Annotated in this window: 15 protein-coding genes; 8 read left to right on the top strand and 7 right to left on the bottom strand. The window is 65.4% G+C overall.

Annotation, left to right across the window (positions count from 1 at the left end; translation table 11 throughout):
- Positions 1-446: 446 nt before the first annotated feature.
- Both MAFF_RS09395 and MAFF_RS09390 read right to left on the bottom strand, forming a co-directional pair.
- Positions 447-686, bottom strand: a complete 240-nt coding sequence (locus MAFF_RS09395; protein ID WP_032931099.1) for a hypothetical protein — start codon at positions 684-686, stop codon at positions 447-449.
- A 197-nt stretch (positions 687-883) separates the two neighbouring features.
- Positions 884-1915, bottom strand: a complete 1032-nt coding sequence (locus MAFF_RS09390; protein ID WP_010910663.1) for a hydroxyacid dehydrogenase — start codon at positions 1913-1915, stop codon at positions 884-886.
- A 200-nt stretch (positions 1916-2115) separates the two neighbouring features.
- Here MAFF_RS09390 and MAFF_RS09385 point away from each other — a divergent pair, with 200 nt between their 5' ends.
- Entirely contained in the window at positions 2116-3150 is a 1035-nt protein-coding gene (locus MAFF_RS09385; RefSeq protein WP_010910662.1) for a LacI family DNA-binding transcriptional regulator, read from the top strand.
- Positions 3151-3273: 123 nt separating this feature from the next.
- Here the strand turns inward: MAFF_RS09385 and MAFF_RS09380 are convergent, their stop codons facing one another.
- Together MAFF_RS09380 and MAFF_RS09375 are read right to left on the bottom strand one after the other, a co-directional pair.
- On the bottom strand, positions 3274-4458 hold the full coding sequence (locus MAFF_RS09380; RefSeq protein ID WP_044550697.1) for an FAD-dependent oxidoreductase: 1185 nt from the start codon (positions 4456-4458) through the stop codon (positions 3274-3276).
- Positions 4459-4570: 112 nt separating this feature from the next.
- On the bottom strand, positions 4571-6103 hold the full coding sequence (locus MAFF_RS09375) for a glucosamine inositolphosphorylceramide transferase family protein (protein WP_044548169.1): 1533 nt from the start codon (positions 6101-6103) through the stop codon (positions 4571-4573).
- A gap of 328 nt (positions 6104-6431) precedes the next feature.
- Between MAFF_RS09375 and MAFF_RS09370 the strand changes: the two genes are divergently transcribed.
- Complete coding sequence (locus MAFF_RS09370) at positions 6432-8522, top strand: GumC family protein (RefSeq protein WP_010910659.1); 2091 nt, start codon at positions 6432-6434, stop codon at positions 8520-8522.
- 1 nt (position 8523) lies between these two features.
- Positions 8524-9894, top strand: a complete 1371-nt coding sequence (locus tag MAFF_RS09365) for a VpsF family polysaccharide biosynthesis protein (protein ID WP_010910658.1) — start codon at positions 8524-8526, stop codon at positions 9892-9894.
- Positions 9895-10007: 113 nt separating this feature from the next.
- Here MAFF_RS09365 and MAFF_RS09360 read toward each other — a convergent pair whose 3' ends face one another.
- Positions 10008-11282, bottom strand: coding sequence for a glycoside hydrolase family 5 protein (locus MAFF_RS09360; RefSeq protein ID WP_010910657.1), 1275 nt, complete (start codon positions 11280-11282; stop codon positions 10008-10010).
- Positions 11279-12448, bottom strand: a complete 1170-nt coding sequence (locus MAFF_RS09355) for a DUF1972 domain-containing protein (protein ID WP_010910656.1) — start codon at positions 12446-12448, stop codon at positions 11279-11281. Before MAFF_RS09355 ends, MAFF_RS09360 begins: the two co-directional genes overlap by 4 nt.
- A gap of 442 nt (positions 12449-12890) precedes the next feature.
- Between MAFF_RS09355 and MAFF_RS09350 the strand changes: the two genes are divergently transcribed.
- The 4 genes from MAFF_RS09350 to MAFF_RS09335 are packed head-to-tail and all read left to right on the top strand — an operon-like array spanning position 12891 to position 17848.
- Positions 12891-14060, top strand: coding sequence for a glycosyltransferase family 4 protein (locus MAFF_RS09350; protein ID WP_080512051.1), 1170 nt, complete (start codon positions 12891-12893; stop codon positions 14058-14060).
- On the top strand, positions 14057-15358 hold the full coding sequence (locus MAFF_RS09345; protein WP_010910654.1) for a hypothetical protein: 1302 nt from the start codon (positions 14057-14059) through the stop codon (positions 15356-15358). Before MAFF_RS09350 ends, MAFF_RS09345 begins: the two co-directional genes overlap by 4 nt.
- A gap of 3 nt (positions 15359-15361) precedes the next feature.
- Entirely contained in the window at positions 15362-16597 is a 1236-nt protein-coding gene (locus MAFF_RS09340; protein ID WP_010910653.1) for a GNAT family N-acetyltransferase, read from the top strand.
- A 27-nt stretch (positions 16598-16624) separates the two neighbouring features.
- Complete coding sequence (locus MAFF_RS09335) at positions 16625-17848, top strand: GNAT family N-acetyltransferase (protein WP_010910652.1); 1224 nt, start codon at positions 16625-16627, stop codon at positions 17846-17848.
- A 70-nt stretch (positions 17849-17918) separates the two neighbouring features.
- Here the strand turns inward: MAFF_RS09335 and MAFF_RS09330 are convergent, their stop codons facing one another.
- Entirely contained in the window at positions 17919-18233 is a 315-nt protein-coding gene (locus tag MAFF_RS09330; protein ID WP_010910651.1) for an EthD family reductase, read from the bottom strand.
- A 197-nt stretch (positions 18234-18430) separates the two neighbouring features.
- Here MAFF_RS09330 and MAFF_RS09325 point away from each other — a divergent pair, with 197 nt between their 5' ends.
- Positions 18431-18655: a hypothetical protein gene (locus tag MAFF_RS09325; RefSeq protein WP_010910650.1), complete on the top strand. Its 225-nt coding sequence runs from the start codon at positions 18431-18433 to the stop codon at positions 18653-18655.
- Positions 18656-18664 lie beyond the last annotated feature (9 nt).

Below are 18664 nucleotides of genomic sequence, written 5' to 3'. Positions count from 1 at the left end.
GAACCAGTGCCCATCGGCGCGAAGAAACACGTCCACCTGAATCTGTGATAGGCCTCGAACCTCAAGTGAGGAATGATCGTCCGGTAGAACGTCATCAAGCGCTCGCAGATATGGTATCGATCGTCACGCGACGTCTGGACACGCTCTCTAGGGATAAACCACTCCTCTTCCTGGGACTCATTCAAGTAAGCAGGTCGCGGCATCCTGACAAAATAGCCGTCTTTTGTCATCCTGACGTTGTTGGAATCGATCGGGTAGCAATCCTTGTTACCGCAGCAGTCATAGTGAAGAACGGGATCAGTCTTGCCCGTATACCAATCATGGGAGTCTGCATCGCCTGGCAGCACAAGCCATGCCAATGCAACGTGTCCTAGCAACTGTCTCATGGAGCTAGCCCCTCGCCATGTCACCCATGCGGCGCCGGCGCGGCGTTCAATCCTGCCCGTTCAAAAAGTCTGGAACAAAAGCGGGCTTGTCGGATCCGCTGCCGAGCGTGCGTCCGATGGTTCCGATGATCGCATAAACACCAGGTGAACGACCAGGCCGACGTAACCGACCTGCAAGATGACCAGCGTCAGCACCGACCAGCCGAGGGTCGCCCAGATCGACCCGGTCTCCAAACAGGCCCAGATCGCAACGCCAATTGTCGTTGCAGACATACCGACCAGAAATTGCGGAAAGTACATGTCTCTTTCCAGCCCAACCCTCAGGTTGGAATCTGCCCTCATTTGCTCTTTAGTTAAGTTCTCACTAATTTAGTAATATGCAATTGCTATGCCGCCGACCAGGGTCACGTTATGGCGCGCGCCATTGCGGTTTGAGCTTGTCTGTGGAGTGCGGTGTTTATCAAGCCACGGACAAATCGCCTGAACGGCCGCCTCCGTCAGTTCCGGTCCACCGGCCTGGAGCGCATGCGCGAGACCGTTTCGCGCTCGGCGCGCTTGGAGCGCAGCGGCGGCAGGCCGCGGTCGATCAGGTCCATGTCCTCCAGCACCATGTCGCCCATGCGCTTGAAAGCGATGTCGAGCGCCCCGGCGCGGTGGGCCGAGCGCAGGAAGCCGGGCAAGGTGCGGACCGGATGGTCGCTCGCCAGCGGCTCTTCTGGGAAGACGTCGCTGGCGGCGACGATATGGCCGCTCTTCACCGCCGCCATAAGGGCGGGGAAATCGACGACGCCGGCGCGGCTGAGCAGGATGAAGGCGGCGCCCTTGCGCATGCTGGCGAAAGCGTCCGCGCCGAGAAAGCCCTGGTTCTCGGAGGTCACCGAGGCGACGACGAAGACGAAGTCGCTCGATGTCAGCACCTCGTCCAGCGAAGCCGGCTCGACGCCATTGTCGATCAGGATCGACGGCGGCAGCCAGGGATCGAAGACTTTGGTGCTGACGCGGAAACCCGTCAGCAGCCGGTTCAGCGCGCGGCCGAGATCGCCGAAGCCGATGATGCCGACATTGGCGCCCGACAGCAGCCGCGCCGTCTGGTTGCCGTCGCCGCCCCACAGCTCTTCGCCCTTGCGGAAGGCGAGGTCGGCATCGACGATGTCGCGGGCAAGGTTCAGCGCCATGGCAAGGCCGAGCTCGGCCACCGGCTCGGCGAAGACCAGACCGGTGGTGACGACATGGATGCCGCGCGCGAACAGCGTCTCGTAAGGCATGTTGTTGAGGAGGTTGGACTCCACATTGAAGACGCAGCGCAGCGCCGTCATCCGACCCAGCGTCTCGGAAGAGATCGGCGGCTGGCCGACGATATAGCGGGCCTGCGCCAGCACATCGGCCGGGAGCTTGGCGACGCCGTCGGCCGTGGTCTCCACGATGCGGTATTTCGCCCGAAAGCGCGCCAGCTGCGGCGGCGTGAAGATCAGCTCCAGCGAGCGCGGTTCCGGCGCGCTGATCACCAGCGGCAAATCCTTGTCTGGCACGACGATTCCTCCCGGCGCGGTCCGACGCCGCGCATTTTTGCTTTGCCCATGTCGTTGTCCAAAACCGTTTTTCAGTTTTGGGCGACATGTGGCTTCGCGGCTAAAATACCGCCGATGAACCGATTTACAACTGCGAAAAATCGATTTACTCGTTTCTGCGACGGACAGAAAATGCCTCTGTCCGCGCCTCGGGAGGAGCAATGGCGCAAGATCAGCAGCGGCGTCCGTCGATCCACGACGTGGCGAGCCGCGCCGGCGTGTCGGCCGCCACCGTCTCCAAGGTCATGGCCGGCGTCGCCACGGTCAAGCCCGAGAATGCGCAGCGCGTCTTAGATGCCATTGAACAGCTCGGTTACCGCGTCGATCCGCTGGCCTCCGACATGCGCCGGGCCAAGCGCCGCATCATCGGCGCCATCATGCCGGAATTCGAAAGCGAGTTCTTCGGCCAGATGGTCACGCAACTCGAAAGCCTCGCCGAACAGCGGGGCTACACGCTGGTGGCGGCGTCGAGCCGCGAATCCGAAGCGCGCGAAACGGAAATCCTCGCCCGCATGCATGACTGGCGGGTGGCAGGCGTGGTGCTGGCGCCGGTGCGCAACGAGCATGGCCCGGCGGCCGCCTTCATGAAGGCCAACGGCATGACCGGCGTGCTGATCGACCGCGTGCTGTCGGACGACGCCTTCGACACGGTGTCGGCCGACAGTGCGGCGGCCAGCGCCGAAGTGGCGCGCGAACTGATCGGCAAGGGCCATCGTCACATCCTTGTCGTCGGCCTTGGCGAGCAGGCTGCCACGGTACGCGCCCGCCTCGACGGGTTCCGCACCACCGCGCTGCACCTGGCGCCGGACGTGCGCATCGATGTCGTGCTTGCCGAAACCGATGTCGAGCCGCTCAGGGCGCAGCTGCGCGACTATTTTGCGAAAGGCGAGCGGCCGACGGCCGTCTATTCGCTGTTCCTCAAGGGCACGCTGGTGGCGCTGTCGGAGTTCCGGCGGCGCGGCTGGCACTGCCCCGATGACATTTCGCTGGTCGGCTTCGACGACGCCGAATGGATGCAGGTGACATGGCCGGCCATTGCCGCCGTGGTGCAACCGGTGCACCAGATCGCCGGCCACGCCATGGAGGCGCTGTTTGCCCGGATTGAAGGCGAGGAGGGGCCGCCGAGAGCGCGGCTCGAACCTTGCCGGGTCTTGATGCGGGAATCCGTTGGCTCGCCAGGCAACGGCCAATCCTGAGAGCCCGCGACTGCCACCGTCCGCCAGCCACCGCAATCACAAGGCTGGCGCGCTTCCCTTCTCCCTGAAGGGAGAAGAAGGGAACACGCCTCTGCCTTCAATGGGGGAGAGGGTGGAGGACCCTCACGCCATGCCGGGCTCCCGCCGCGGTCCCAAATGGCGCATCTTGCGGCCGATGATCATCAGTTGACGCGCCGCGTTGTTGCGCAGGCGCCGCACGCGCCATTCCAGTCCGGTTTCGGTGGTGATCTGCTTGGCGTAGAAGCTCACTCGCATGCCTGCCTTGTCGGCGGCCACCTTGACCGGGTCGTCATAGAAAGCGCCGATCTTGTCAGCCGCCATGCCTGGTGTTTCCAGCCAGCGCGGAATGTGAACGGAATGGAGCTGATCGACATCGACCATGACCCGCCCGATGCCGACGCCCGGCGTCGGGCATGTCGTCACGAATGCGTCGCCGATGAAGACGACGCCGTCGCGGCGATGGCCCTGCGTCGTGGTCAGATTGACCTGCCTGACCTCGACAGGGCTCGCCACCTCGAAGTTACCACACTGCGTCGCGATTTCGGGCATGAGCTCGCAAAGCATTTTCTGCGGATCGGCGCGGAAGTCCCGCGTCCATTGTTCGGCGACGGTGCGATAGACGAACATGTTCGCGCGCATCTTGTCGCCGATGGGAAAGACGGTGAGATAGGCGACACGGTCCGAGGCCCGCTTGCCGTAGCAGGTGACCGCCCGATAGGCGCAGTCACGCGGCGCAATGGCGAGGTCGAATCCCATGGACAGCGAATGCGCCTTCGACAGTTCGATGCGCTCGACGCCGATGGCGCGCCGCACCAATTCGCTGTAGCCGGTGGCCACCACCAGCAGGCGGGCATCGATGACGGCGCCGTCGGCCAGCACAAGCCGCTGCCGGTTAGGTCCGGTCGACACTTCGGCCACCTTGCCGATCGTGATCGGCACTTGCGGCGGCAATGCGTCGCGCAGGCCATTGATCAGCGCCCCATAGGAAAATGCGTACTCCCACTTCTTTTCACGGGCGAAGAATTGGCCGAGGCGGAAGACATCTATGTCGGTAAACGGGGTGACGAGCGGCATGACCATCTTGTCGAGGCCGAGCTTCTCGAACAGCTGCATCTGATCCGCACCGATCTTCTCGGCCCGGAACTCGTCGTGATGAACGCGGTGCGGATCGATCAGCGCCACCTTGCGGCCGGCGTTTCCCAACAGCGTTGCCAGGGTGGTGCCGGCCATTCCGGCGCCGATGATCGCTACGTCGACTTCGGTCGGGCCAGCCGCGGCGGTGGTCATGTCTTTGCCTTTCTGCTGGTCATCTTGCGCCTGCACAATCTGCAGTGGAAATATCTTCCGGCCCCATATCAACCTCAAGCAACCAGCACGGGTGGCTGGTAGTAACGATTGTTTACGTTAACGGCGAACGCTTCTGTTTCCAGTGTTTCCAGCGCGGCGCGATCGCCGAGCCATCGATGAATTCCAGGCCGCCCGCCTCGTTGAGCGTGTGCAGCTTGCGCCCATTCCATAGCGCCCCAGGAGTTAAGATGGTCTCGACGACTTGCTCCATGCAGTTCAAATCAAGGTGAGCGACACGTGCGATGCCAAGGGCCGCGCCATAACTCCTGCGGCAATCCTGCACCGGACGCAGCAATTGGCCGTTGCGCTCAACCATGCGGCCGGCCGGCCGGGCAGAGGCGATGTCGACCAGCACGGGGTTTTTGGGATGCGGTGTCCAGGGTCCGCGGAAGTCGGGCGCCGACCACAGATGCAGCGCATCGGAAAAGGCGCCGCCGCCGTCCCGGACAGTGGCGAACAGCCACCAGCGCCCGCCATGCTCGACCAGAGTGGCGTCGCTGGCGACGATGTCGGACAAGAGCGTGGCTTCCTTGACCCATCCGCCGGGGAAGGCGGTGGCGCGGTAGAGATCGACGGTGCGGTTTGCGCAGCTTTCCGGCACCATCCAGACCTCGCCGTCGCGCTCGAAGACGAAGGGATAGGAGAGGTGGTAGGGCAGGTCGAGCACCGGCTCGGGACGCCCGATCGGCCCGGACGGACCGAATGGCACGGCGGAGATGATGGCCCGACCCAGGCGGTGGATATAATCCTCGACGAAAAGGGTCACTTGCCCCTGGTACAGGATCGGAAATGGATCGGCGTAGAAGCGGCTGCCATCGTCGGGCAGCACCTGCCAGCCGGTTGCCGGATGGGCGCGCAGGTCGAACAGATCCAGCCCCTTGGTCTCGCGCCAGCCGACCTTCCAGTGCGGGGCGTTGTAGCAGAGATGGTAGATCTTCTGGACGATGCGCCGCGCCAGCGCCTTGCCCGCCCTGATGCCGAGTTTGGCGGGCGAGGGTATCTGCGGCGGGGCGACGGCCTGCGCCGGTTCGGGCAGCACCGGCAGGGCGGCCCGCGCCGCGCCATTCGTTGCCGAGGGGGGCATTGCCGCGAGGATCAGGCTTGCGGTGCGCGCCAGCATGTCCTGGAAGGAGGCGAGCGCGATGCCGCCATATTCGGTGCCCAGGCGTCCTTCGGCGACGGTGGCGGCGCGCTCCTCAATGCGGGAAATCGGCGTGCGGCCGTCGAGGATCAGCGCCAGCAAGGCCGCTTCACCGGCGGCGCCGTCATAGGTGACGCGCCAGACCCGCGTTCCCTCCAGGCTCACGTCGCCGCAGAGGTCGATCACCAGATCGGGAGAAGCGGGCGGCTGCGTCCGGTAGGGCGCCAGCGCCGATAGGGGCAGGCGCTTGGCCAGCCCGTCCGCCGGCAGGCCGTGGATGGCTGTCTCAAGCTGGAACAATGCCGCGGCGCTGCCTGGAATGCCGCTTCCAGCCGGCCTGGCATCGACGGACACCTCGACCTGCGCCAGTGCCGCCAGGCGCTCCAACAGCAGCAGGTGAAAAGCACGGACGCATTCGCTGTCCAGTCGCAGGCTCACTTGCATGTCGCACCCCCAGCATCGTGATCGGTATCGGGCTGGTGTTCGAAAATAGGGCAGGAGAGATGGCCGCACGGATGGTCTGGACTGATCTGCTGCCCCATTTCCATCCGTCTCCTGCTCGCTGGCCCCGTGTCGACACGCACGTGCCTTTATTAGGCAAACTCCGTGCCAAAAATCAGAAGAGCTCTCAACATAATTAACAGTGTTTTAACAGTTGGAGGAATAGCTAGGTCGAAGCTGCAATTTAAACTTGCAGGCACACGGAGTGTTGTCGGAGCGACCTTTGCAATCATCCCTGCTCTCGTTGCCGCAACAACCCGCTCCGGAGGCGATGCAATATGCCGCCCCGGAGCCAGTGCCGACGGCGTCCTATGCATCCTCGACCGTCGAGCTGGGTGACCTCAAGCGCATATTGGTGCGCCGCCGCTTCCTTATCTTGTTGACCGCCGCGCTGCTGACCCTCGGGGCGCTGGCCTATGGCTTGCTGACGCCGGCGCTCTACAGTTCGGTGGCGGAAATCCTCATCGATCCGCAAGATCTGCAAGTGGTCACCAACGACGTCAATCCGAGCCGCGTTCCGCCCGATGGCGGCATCACCATGGTGGAAAGCCAGGTCAGCGTCGTTCAGTCGACGGGCGTGCTGCTGCGGGCCATCGAGGCGACCAACCTGACCGAGGATCCGGAATTCAACGGGCAGGGCGGGTTGCTGGGCCGCTTGCTCGGCGGCGTGCTGGGCTCGGGGTCGGCCGAAACCGACAGAACGGGCAAGACGCTCGATGCGCTGCGCCGCCGGCTGGCGGTGAAGCGTGCCGACAAGGTGCTGGTGCTCGACGTGATCGTCACCGCCAAGAGCGCCGACAAGGCGGCGAAGCTCGCCAATGCCATCGCGCAGGCCTATCTGGCCGATCAGGCGAGCGCGCGCGCGAAAATGGCCACGGACGCTTCCGATTCCATCACCGCGCGGCTGGAGGAGCAGCGCAAGCGGGTGCAGCAGGCCGAGAACGCCGTCGAGGCCTACAAATCCGCCCACAATATGGTGATGGCGGCGGGCAATCTGGTCAGCGACCAGGAACTGACCGAGATCAACACGCAGCTTTCGGCCGCACAGAGCCGCACCGCGGCGCTGAAGGCGCAGGTCGACCAGCTGCGCCGCTCCGGCGGCGCGCCGGACGCCACCTCGGAAGCGATGCGCTCGTCGGTCATCTCGAGCCTGCGGGCGCAGGAGGCGACGCTTGTCGACCAGGTCTCGCAGCTTGGCACGGAACTTGGGCCGCGCCACCCCTCGATGATCGCGGCGCAGCAGCAGCTGCGCGACACGCGCGCCCTCATCGCGCGCGAACTCGGACGCATCGGCGCCGCCGCCGAAACCGACTACGAGCGGGCGCTGGCAAACCAGCAGGCGCTGGAGGCCAAGGTCGCCGGCATGAAGAGCAAGTCGCTTGACACCGACCAGGCCTCGGTCAGGCTGCGCGAATTGCAGCGCGACCTCGAGGCGGTGCGCTCGGTCTACGCCACCTATCTGCAGCGGGCGCAGGAAACGCGCGAGCAGATCAATGTCGACAGCACCAATGCGCGCATCATCTCCAACGCCATGCCCGCCCTGAACAAGAGCTGGCCGCCTTTGCCGCTGCTGGTTTTCGGCGCCCTCTTCGGCGGGCTGGGGCTGGGCACCGCGCTGGCGCTGATCATGGAATATTCCTCGCCGACCGTGCTTTCCAGCGCGCAGATGCAATCGGCCATCGACGCACCGGTGTTCGGCGTGCTGCCCGCAAAGGCAGGCAGTGGCCGCCGCTGGTGGCCTTTCGGCGGCGGCGCCGCCGCGGCCGGGCAGAAGACGGATGCGGTCGCGGGCCTGGCGCTGAGGCGGCTGTTCGCCTCCAGCCGGCGTCCGCCGAACTGGCCGCTGGTGCCGTCCATCCTGCTGACGTCGCCGCCGGAAGACGCCGCGCATCGCGGGCGGGTGGCGCGGTTGCTCGCCAATGCCGCGGCCGCCAGGGGCAGCCGGGTCCTGTTCATCGACACCAACAATGCCAGCGGCGGCAAGAAGGAGCCGCAGCCCGGTCTGCTCGACGTGCTGCGCGGCGAATATGCCTTCGAGGCGGTGAGCCAGCACACCGCCGGCAGTAATGTCGCGGTTCTGGGCAGGGGCCGGCAAAAGGCCGTCTTCTCCGAGGCGCAGGGCGTCTATTTCACGCAGCACATGCTGGCCCAGGCGGGCCGCAACTTCGACCTCGTCGTCGTCGACGGCGGCGCGCTGGCCGACAATCTCAACGCCTCGCCGCTGGTCGCCATGGTCGACGAGATCGTGATGGTCGCGACGCTGAACTCGACGCCGATGCGCGACGTCACGGCGGCCTCGCAGGCCATTTCCGTCATGGGGCGGTTGCCGACCGGCGCCTTGCTGGTCGACGAGGCGGCCTGACATGGCCGCGACGGGGACCGCCACCCGGGCGGCCAACCCGGCGGCCGGCTGGGTCGGTTCGGGTCAAGTCTCCGGCCGCACCGGCGATACTGTCGACTGGATCACGCGCTTCGGCCTGGTCGCGACGGTGGCGCTGCTGTTCGCCATCTCCGGCGGCATGCTGTGGCTGGTGGGCTACAATTACGATGGCCTGACCGGCAATCCGGCGACCAAGATCCATCCGTCAACCTATCTGCTCGTGCTGGTGTTTGCCTGGCGCGCCTGCACCTTCGGCAATCCGATCGGCTATATGGTGGCCGTCGCCGACCGGCGGCCGGCCAGCGCGCTGATGGCGGTCATCTCGATCGTGCTCTTGGTGGTCGTCGTCGCCAGGCAGCGTCCCGGCATGGCCGGCATGATCGACACTTTCGTGGCGCCGGCGCTGCTGGTGATGATGCTGGCCGAGGACGACGAGAAGACATTCGCACGGATGCAGACCGTTGTTCACGCCATCATGACCGTGAACGCGCTGCTCGCTTTGTTCGAGTTCGCCACCAAGACGCTGATCTTTCCCTATCGCCTCGACGGCGAGGTGTTCATGAGCGACCTGCGCTCGACGGCGCTCCAGGGCCATCCGCTGTCCAATGCCACGGTCACCTCGATCTATGTGCTGGCGCTGCTCTCCGGTTCGAGATCCCTGTCCATGCCGCTGCGGCTCGGGCTGATCGGCCTGCAATTTGCGGCTCTCGTCGCCTTTGGCGGCCGCTCGGCGATGGTGCTGACCATCGTGCTCGGCGGTTGCTACCTGCTCATCCAGGGGCTGCGCGGCTTGCGCACGGGGCGCGTCAACCTGCTTGGCGCGGCACTCGGCCTGATCCTTGCCGCGCTGGTGCCGGTGGTCATCGCGGTCGCGGCGGCCTACGGCTTTTTCGATGCGCTGCTCGAGCGCTTCGTGTCGGACTCCGGCAGCGCCAATGCCCGCGTCGAGATGTTCGAACTGTTCAAACATTTCGAACTGCGCGACCTGATCGTCGGGCCGGACATCGACCTCATCGAAAGCCTGCGCCGCATCAGCGGCCTCGAGCAGGGCATCGAGAACCCGATCATCCGCATGGTGCTCTACCAGGGCGCCTTCTTCACCTTGCTGCTGTTCGTCGGCTTCGCGCTGTTCATGCACGAAGTGGCGCGCCGCTGCCATGCCGGCATCTGGCTGCTGATGCTGGGCTGGCTGATCCTGCTCAACACCTCAGAAAGCCTGGCGTCGAAGACCACGCTGATGACCAAATTCGTGGTAATCGCGCTGGTGCTGTACCGGCCGGCAAGGGTGGTGGTGGGGCAACGGGCGCGCGAACCGGGGGATGGCCAGCCAAAGGGCTTGCCGCTGCGTCGTTAGCGTCGGGTTCCCCGCGTCTCGTCATCCTAGGGTCTGCGCCGCGTCGCTTCGCTCCTTGCTCCGCCCTAGGATGACGAAGCGACGAAGCTTTCGGCTAATCTCGACGGTCGGCGCTACCCCGGCATCCTCAACCCCAGCGCTTCGACGATTGCCGGGTCCAGCGCCCGCGTGGTGTCGTCCATCATGCCCATGCCGTCGAAGAGGTCCCAGAAGGCCCAGGGGAAACCGGCCGCCTCGGCGCTCTGGCGGACATCTGATATGTAGCGGGCGCGGTCGGGGTTGGGCGCCGCCACATAGCGGGCATCGGTGCGCAGCGCGCCGAATTCGCCCATGATGACGCGTTCCGGGGCGATGCCGTGGGCATCGGCCCAGGCGCGCGCCTGGCCGAGATATTTGTCGATGAACCAGCGGTCGGGCCGGGCGTCGAAATAGACTTTCAGCACGCGCTCGGTTTCGGCATAGGCGGCCTGCTTGTCCGCTTCCGGGGTCTCGCTATCCTGCGCCATGCGCGCCCTGACCGAGGCGAGCGTCGCGTCGAGCGAACCGGCGGAGGCCGGCCACGGCACATTGTTCAGCGAACGGTAGACCGGCTCGCGCATCCAGGGCGCGCCCTGGTGGCTGAACAGATAGGGCTCGTAGAAGTGGAAGGTGAACAGGATCGGCTCGAAGGATGCCAGCGGCGCCGGATCGAGTGCCGCCAGCCCGCTCACCATCGAGCCGCAGCCGCCGGTGACGACCAGCGGTAAGGTGCGGGATGACGCCCGGGCCGCCGTCAGCAGGGATGCCTGGACCTGCGACCAGACGTTGGAATCGCAGGATTGTGCCGGTTCGTTGACCGGTTCCAGCGCCACCATGCCTGGGGCGAAGCGCGCCAGCCTGCCGGCAAGCTCGCCGACCAGCGCCCGGTAGAGGTGGAAGGCCGGAGCCTCGGTGCTGGAAAGCATGCGATCGGGGTTCCAGTAATGGGTGGCGCCATTGGCCTGGACGTTGACGATGATGCCGAGGCCGGCGTCGAGCGTGACGGCGACGGCGGCGTCCAGCATGTCCAGCAATTTGCCGCGCGTGGCGTCGTCTCCAGCGAGGAACGGGCCGGGATCGACGGGCAGGCGGATGAAATCGAGCCCGGTCTGGCGTAGCCGACCAAGGTCGTCCGGGGTCGGCACCGGCCGCTGCGACTGGAAGGGCGGCCAGTCATAGTCGGTGCGCGGTGCGGGAAATTCGCGTGTCAGCGCGAACCAGGGCCAGGCGTTGACGCCGCGGCGGAAACGCCATTCGCTATTGGCGGCAAGGGCGGAGGAGGTGGAAAGTGGCGCCAGCGATGCGGCGGCGGGCACCAGCGCTGTCGACAGCGCGGTGGTGAGAAGCCGCCGGCGCGACCAGCCCGTCATACCGCGCCGGGCGAGGGGCGGTCGATAGCGGCCGTTCGGTCTGATGTCACGCCGAGCAGCCGGTAGGCTTCATTCTCGTAGGCCTGCAGCACATCCTCCCAGCGGAAGGCTTCGCGGGCGCGCGTCCTGGCGGCCTCGCCGCAAGCCTTGACCAGCACGTCATCCTCCATCGCCTGTTGCATCCGCTCGGCGCAGCTCTGCGTGTCGGTGAAATAGATGGCGGCGGCCCCGGCGACCCATCTGTTGTAAGGATTGTCGTGCGCGATCACCATGTTGCCGGCGGCCAGCGCCTCGACCAGCGACGGGTTGGTGCCGCCGACCGTGTGGCCATGCATATAGGCGCGGGCGTGATAGCGCAGCGCCTTGACCGCCGCCTGGTCGTAGATGGCGCCGGGCAGGACCACCGAGGCGTTCGCCGCCTTGCGGACCGCGACATGATAGGGAATCTGGTCGGACAGCGTGCCCAGCACCACCAGCTTCATGTCGCGCTTCTTGCTGCAGAAGGCTTCGACGATCGGCAGGATGCTGTTGTCGGGCTCGATGCGCGCGATCGAGATCAGGTATTTGCCGGGCTCGAGGCCGAGCGCGCGCACCGGCGCCTCGGGTGCCGATGTCACCGGATCTGCGCCATAGGCGATGGTGGAAATGGCGCTGCGCGGCCGGCGCGTCGCCAGGTGATCGGCAATGACGGGATGGTCGGCGACCAGCCTGTGCGAGGCCCAGGCGCCGATCCACTCATTGAGCCAGAACCAGGTGCGCGCCGCGCGCCCCCATTTGGGGCGGCGCCACTCGATGCCGTCCATATTGGTGATGACCTTGCGCCGCATCAGCCTGAGCCAGGTGAGGAACACCGCGCCATTGTAGCCAAGCACCAGGCAGACGCCGGGCCGGCGCGCGGCGTCGAGCACGCATTGCCAGTCGAATTCCAGCGTCGCGCGCGGGCCCTCCGAGGCGACCTGGACGTGGATGAGGTCGATGCCGCGCCAGCTGTCGAGGCGCACCCGCTGGTCGACCCGCTCGACCTCTTCCTGGCAGTAGACGCCGACCTTCCAGCCGCGTGCGACCAGGAAAAGCGCCAGTCTCTCGGCGAAGGTTTCGAAGCCGCCATGGGCCGCGGGGATGCCGCGCGTTCCCAGGATCAGGATGGAAGGCTGTTCCGGTTTCATGGCTGCTGGCGCTTTCAAATCCGTCCAATCCGCTGTGGAAGGCTGTCCCGTCTCGGCCTTGCAATAAGCCTGCCAGGCCCGATTCCAGCCATTGTCGCATCCGGGTTGTAAAATATTTGTTCCAGCCGCCGGAGTTGTTTCACTATCGGTCAACCTTCCGAACGTATGTGTACCGAAACGAGGCGATGCCGGGGCCAGTCGGCCCGCGAATGGATATAAATGGATATATTAGCCCGGCATGAACCTTGCTGATGGACTTCTGCGCGCCAGAATCGGCGGAAGGCGTGCAGCGTTGGTGTGGTGAACCGGATCCAGATCCGTTTCGTGACCGCACTGAAAACCAGTGAAGTCCAAAGGGGTCTTGGGCTTGACGTCTCCGGTCGCCGATAGCGTCAGGCGGCGGAATCGTCACACCACCCTTGACAGAAAGATGCGCGTGAAGATGCGGATTGCCTGCATCCATCAGGGGTACGAACTCTACGGCTCCGACCGCAGCTTCGCGGAGAGCGTGGCGGCGCTGCGCGCCGCGTTTCCGTTGGCCGACATCGAAGTGGTGCTGCCGCGCAGCGGGCCGATCGTCGAAATCCTGGAGCCCCATGCCAGCCGCATCGTCTTCGAGCCGCTCTGGGTGCTCAGGCGCCAGGCCATGCTGAGGCTGGCGACCATCGAGATGGCGCGGCTGCCGGTGGCGCTGTGGCGGGCATGGCGGCGCCTCAGCGCTTGCGACCTCGTCTATGTCAACACCTCGATCGTCGCCGATTATGCGCTGGCCTCGCGCCTGCTGCCGGCCAAGGCGCTGCTGCACATCCATGAAATTCCCGAAGGCGTGCTGCGCCGGATCCTCGTCGGCCTGATGCACTGGAGCCGTGCCGATCTCATCTTCAACTCGAAAGCGACGCGCGACACGTTCGGCGAGCCGAGATCCGCGCGCTCCTACGTTGTTTACAATGGCGTTGCCGGTCCGGCGGCGGCGGAGGCGATGACCTATGACGGCAAGCGCCCGCTGCGGGTGCTGCTGCTTGGCCGCGTAAACCGGATCAAGGGCCAGGAAGTGCTGTTGGAGGCGATCGCCTCGCTGCCGGCCGAACTGAAGTCAAGGATCGAGGTGCGGCTGGTCGGCGGCGCCTTCGAAAGCGTCGAGCGCGAGCGCGCGCTGGCCGACCTGGTCGAGAGCATGGGGCTGGCCAGTCAGGTCAGCGCCTTGCCCTTCATCCCGGACCCTTCGGAGCATTATCGCTGGGCCGACATCGTCACCGTGCCGTCGCGGCGTCCGGAATCGCTCGGCCGTGTCGCCATCGAGGCGATGGCCTATGGTCGGCCGCCGCTGGTGTCGGCGATCGGCGGGCTGGTCGAAGTGGTGGCCGACGGCGAGACCGGCTGGCATGTTCCGCCAGGCAATGCAGCGGCGTTGGCCGCGAAGTTGCAGGAGATCATCCTCGCCCCCGAGACCTGGCGCGGTTTCGTCGCCGCCGGGCGCAAGCGCTACGAGACGGTGTTCAGCGAACCGGTCGCCGCGGCCGCGATCGCGGCGATCGCCGCCGACAAGCTAAAGGCTGCCATCGCCAGGCCGGGCCGGACGGCAAGCACCCGGCAGGCGGAGACGCGGCCGTGAAGTTCCCCCTCCATCTGGTGCGGCGCCTCGTGCTGATGATCGGCGGCGAGGCGATGCAGAGCGGCTTTCACTTTGCCCTCAACATCGCGCTGCTGCACATGCTGTCGGCGCAAGGCTACGGCCTTTTCGCCATAGCCATGGTGATGGGCGGCGTCGGACTGTCCTACATCAGGTCGCTCACCGCGGTTCCGGCCTCGATATGGATGGGCAAGAGCACCAACAGTGCCGGCGTCGACGCCCATGACGTGGCCTTTGGATCCGCGGCGCTGGTGGTGGCGCTGCTGATGGCCGTCGGCACGGCTGTTCTGATGCGCCTCCTGGGCGACCCGAGCGGCATTGCGGCCGGCTGCTTCGTCGGCGCATGGTCGCTGCGCAGCCATATGCGCACGGCATTCTTCGCCCGCCGCCAGCAGGTGATCGTCTCCGTCAGCGACGCGGCTTTCACAATCGCCGGCACCGTGTTCGCCGGCCTAGCGATCTGGTACGCCGACGCCGCGCTGCAGACCGTCTTCTATGCCCTTGCCGCAGCCAATGTGATCGGCATCTTCGTCCTGGCCCGGCTGGCGCGCCGCACGCTTCGCATCAGCTTCCGCATGCCGACGCGGCGGCGCTATACCAGACTCTGGCGCCAGCTGTGCTGGTCGGCGTTCAGCGCGACCACCACCAACATCCAGGGCCAGTGCCTGGCGCTGCTGGTCGCCGGCATTGCCGGACCCGCGGCTTACGCGCCGTTGGCGGCGGTGATCGTGCTGTTCGCGCCGCTGCGCATCATCAGTCTTGCCTTCGTGAACATGACGCAGCCGGAGCTTGCCAAGCTGATGCGGCACAATGAAACGCGCCGCGTCTGGTCGCAGGCGAAGATCTGGTCGGTCGTCATGGGGCTCGGCGGCCTGGCCTATGGATGCGCCATCCTGTTCGTCCTGCCGATGATCAAATCCCAGGCCCTGCAGGATGCCTCGGTCGGGTTCATCGGGCTTCTGGTGACAGTGAATTTCATCCCGATCATGCTCTACATCATGCCCCGCATCGTCCTGGAGATCTTCGGTGATTTCCGCATCGTCGCCTTCATCACCATGGGCGGCGCCATCGTCGGGCTGGCGCTGATCGCCGTTCTGCTGGCCGTGGCGTCCCCACCATGGGCGCTGCTGGGCTCCGCGGTCTCCGAGACCTTCGTGCTCGCGGCATCATGGTATTTCGCGCATCACCGCATGTGGAACATCGAGCATCCGGACCAGCAGCGTAACAGCCGCTTGGGCTCCTGGCGGCGGGCGGTCACGTTCGCCGCGGTAAAGCGATAGGAGATGGATGTGGCTGGCCAGGCGGTGCAAATTGCTACGGTGGATGACGGCTTGCCCGTTGGGGAAACCTCCCGTCCGGTGATCGTCCGGGCGAACGATGCATATACGGCGCGATTGCACACAAGCCTTGAAGCGGTCAGGCCGCTCTGGCTGCGCTTCCAAAGGGACGGTGTCTGCACCGCCCACCAGCATTTTGCGTGGGTGGAGGGAATCGTGGCGCGGCTGATGCCGGCAGGCGCGGAGCCGCTCATCGTTGAGGTGAACGACGCGGTGACGGGCGCGCCCTTGATGCTGGTGCCGCTGATGCTGCGATCAGCCTTCCAGCATCGGGTGATCGAGTGGCTGAGCTGTGGCGTGTGCGACTATTCGGCACCGTTGCTGGCCGATGCGGGTACGTGGACCGCCCAATCGGCGCAGGCTGCGTGGGCCGCGGTGCGTTCCGTGCTGCCGTCGGCGGATCGCTTCCATATCACGGGAATACCGCAGCAGATCGGCGGCGTCGCCAATCCCCTGGCGTTGCTGACGACCGCGCGCGATTCCGTCCAGACCACCTTCGGTCTTGCCATCGACGGCGACCCGGAAACCGTGCTCAAGCGTCTCTGCAGGCCATCTTTCGTCAAGGAATTCGGCAAGGACTGGCGCCGGCTCGAAAGGCTCGGCGATGTGGAACTCGTCCAGGCCGTTTCGGCGGACCAGGTGGAGGAAATCTTCGGCGAACTGGTCCGGATGCGGCTCAGCCGGTTCCGCGAGCTTGGCCGCTTCGACCTGCTGACGCAGGAGGCGGTTGTCGATTTCTACCGTGACGCGGCCATTCAGGGCTTGTCGGACGGTTCGGTGCGGCTCTTCGGGCTGCGCGTCGGCGGCTCCCTGATCGCGGTTCAATATCTGCTGGTCCATCAAGGGACTGTTCATGCTCTGCTGATAGCAATGGACCAGAGCGCCGTGCCCAATGTCTCACCTGGAATGGCGATCATTGGCAGGTTGATGAGGTGGGCACGCGAGCAAGACTTCGGCTATTTCGACCTGTCGGTCGGCAACCAGAGCTACAAGGAACATATGGGCGCCAAGGGTTCGGTTCTTGTGGAACTCTGCCATGGATACACGATGCGGGGCAGGGCGGCGAGCAACGCCATCGATCTACGCAACCGGACCGAGGCCTTCGTGCGATCCAAACCAGGGCTGCTCAATGTGGCCCAGAGACTGATGCGAGGTTTGCGGCGTTCGCGTGGAGGACGTTGAGTGCAGGCCTGAACGACGGAGAAGTACGTGACAGGCCAGGCAGTGCGAATAGTCGCGGTGGGGGATGCACCGGGCCAACCCCTTTCCCCAATTATCGCCGGTTGGGGCGCCGCCGCGCGCTTTGCCGCGCGGCTGCACACCAGTTTCGATTCCGTAAGGCCGCTGTGGCTGCGCCTCGAGGCGACCGGCGTGTGCACGGGCCATCAGGGCCTTGCCTGGGTGGAAGGGATCGCAAACCGGCTGATGCCCAAAAGCGCGGAACTGCTGGTCGTCGAGGTCAACGACGCCGCAACGGGCGCGCCGGTCATGCTGTTGCCGTTGATGCGCCGCCGGGCCATGGGCCATTATGTGATCGAATGGCTGAGCTGCGGCGTGTGCGATTATTCCGCGCCGCTGCTGGCCGATGCGAGACCCTGGACCACGCAGAGCGCCGACGCCGCCTGGGCCGCGGTGCGCGCCGTGCTGCCGCCGACGGACCGCTTCCACATAGAGGGGATTCCGCGAGAGATTCACGGCGTCGCCAATCCGCTGGCGCTGCTTTCGCAGGCGCGCGATTCCATCCAGATCGCTTCGAGCCTGGCCCTGCATGGCGATCCCCAGACGCTGATCAAGCGCATCTGCAAATCGTCCTTCGCCAAGAATTTCCACAAGCACTGCCGCCGCTTCGAACAGATGGGCAAGCTCGATCTGGTCGAAGCCGAGACGCCCGACATGGTGGAGGCGCATTTCGCGACGCTGCTCGAGCTCAGGCTCAACCGCTTCCGCGAACTCGGGCGCTTTGACCTCCTGACCCAGGCGCCGGTCGTCGATTTCTACCGCAACGCCGCCTTGCAAGGCCTGTCCGACGGCTCGGTGCGGCTGTTTGGGCTGCGTGTCGGTGAAGCCTATCTCGCCGTCATGTACGTACTTGTCATGAAGGGCACCTTGCACGCGCTTCTGCTCGGGATCGACCACGACGCGGTGGCCAACGCCTCGCCAGGCCTGACGACGATCGGCAAGCTGATGATGTGGGGGGTGGCGCAGGGGCTCGACTGTTTCGACCTGTCGGTCGGCAGCCAGGGCTACAAGCAGCACATCGGCGCTTCGAGCGCGGTGCTGGCAGAATTGTGCGAGGCGGTGACGCTGCGCGGCCGGGGCTCGACCACCTATATCCAGCTGCGCGGGAAGATCGAGCTTTTCGTGCGCTCCAAGCCCGGGCTGTACAAGGCCGTGCAGGGCGTGATGCGGCGATTTCGGCGGTTGAAGAATTGAAGAATTGAAGAACGGCTCCCGAAGCGGCTTCGGGAGCAGGAATTGATGGCCGTGCGCGACAACTGACGGCTCACAGCGTCTCGGTGTCGAAGAGCAGCATCGTCACCAGATCGTCGTCCCCGGCGAATTTGCGCCGGTCCACCGCACAGGCCCGGCCGATCTCGCTGTCAAAGGCCGTGCGAATGGCCTCCAGACTGTCGAAGTAGAGCGTCGCGACCCTGTAGGGCGTCTCGCCCGGCAGGACATTCATGATCGGCGCCCTGCTGATCTCATAGCGATGCAGTCCGGGCAATTGCTTGGCCAGCGGCACGTGAATGTCGTGGTAATGGCGCTCGAAGGCCGCCGGATCGGCGGGGGTTTTGTAGATGACAAGCATCTTGGCCATGGTGGTGCTCCCAGTTTGAGATGATCGCGCCTCGTTGGCGCCGCACCAATGTCGTTCGCCGGGAGCGGATTTCGACAGGGATGCGGGTTTTCGCGAGACCAAGGGTCGGCTCCGGCGCTTGAAATTGACAGGACAGCTAGTCTCCGTCATCCTTGAGCCCAGTCGCCCGATGTGTCAGGGCGACCGAGGGCAGCGTCATGTTCAGTCCCGTCACCGGCCAGAATGCCAAGCGCGCCGCGGTGCGCAAGGCGCTCGACCGCCACAAGGTCTACATCACCGCGCAAAGCTTTTCGGACGGTGCCTACCGTGCACGCGTGCTGGTCGACGGCGAGGCTTATTGGGTGGATGAGTTCCGGCTGAGCCAGCTGCAGCAGGGCCTGTCGCCGGCCGAGCTCGAGCTGACGCCGGCTGCCGACGATTGACAGCGTGAC

Origin of the sequence: Mesorhizobium japonicum MAFF 303099, from assembly GCF_000009625.1 — a bacterium.
GTDB classification, from domain to species: Bacteria; Pseudomonadota; Alphaproteobacteria; order Rhizobiales; family Rhizobiaceae; genus Mesorhizobium; species Mesorhizobium japonicum.
Note: the sequence above shows the minus strand (reverse complement) of the source record. Positions and strands in the feature narration are given on the sequence as shown.

Excerpts from the sequence above, each read along its gene's own strand:
- MAFF_RS09395 (WP_032931099.1), bottom strand. The coding sequence starts at position 686 with ATGTACTTTCCGCAATTTCTGGTCGGTATGTCTGCAACGACAATTGGC.
- MAFF_RS09385 (WP_010910662.1), top strand. The coding sequence starts at position 2,116 with ATGGCGCAAGATCAGCAGCGGCGTCCGTCGATCCACGACGTGGCGAGC.
- MAFF_RS09380 (WP_044550697.1), bottom strand. The coding sequence starts at position 4,458 with ATGACCACCGCCGCGGCTGGCCCGACCGAAGTCGACGTAGCGATCATC.
- MAFF_RS09375 (WP_044548169.1), bottom strand. The coding sequence starts at position 6,103 with ATGCAAGTGAGCCTGCGACTGGACAGCGAATGCGTCCGTGCTTTTCAC.
- MAFF_RS09370 (WP_010910659.1), top strand. The coding sequence starts at position 6,432 with ATGCAATATGCCGCCCCGGAGCCAGTGCCGACGGCGTCCTATGCATCC.
- MAFF_RS09365 (WP_010910658.1), top strand. The coding sequence starts at position 8,524 with ATGGCCGCGACGGGGACCGCCACCCGGGCGGCCAACCCGGCGGCCGGC.
- MAFF_RS09360 (WP_010910657.1), bottom strand. The coding sequence starts at position 11,282 with ATGACGGGCTGGTCGCGCCGGCGGCTTCTCACCACCGCGCTGTCGACA.
- MAFF_RS09355 (WP_010910656.1), bottom strand. The coding sequence starts at position 12,448 with ATGAAACCGGAACAGCCTTCCATCCTGATCCTGGGAACGCGCGGCATC.
- MAFF_RS09350 (WP_080512051.1), top strand. The coding sequence starts at position 12,891 with ATGCGGATTGCCTGCATCCATCAGGGGTACGAACTCTACGGCTCCGAC.
- MAFF_RS09340 (WP_010910653.1), top strand. The coding sequence starts at position 15,362 with ATGGATGTGGCTGGCCAGGCGGTGCAAATTGCTACGGTGGATGACGGC.
- MAFF_RS09330 (WP_010910651.1), bottom strand. The coding sequence starts at position 18,233 with ATGGCCAAGATGCTTGTCATCTACAAAACCCCCGCCGATCCGGCGGCC.
- MAFF_RS09325 (WP_010910650.1), top strand. The coding sequence starts at position 18,431 with ATGTTCAGTCCCGTCACCGGCCAGAATGCCAAGCGCGCCGCGGTGCGC.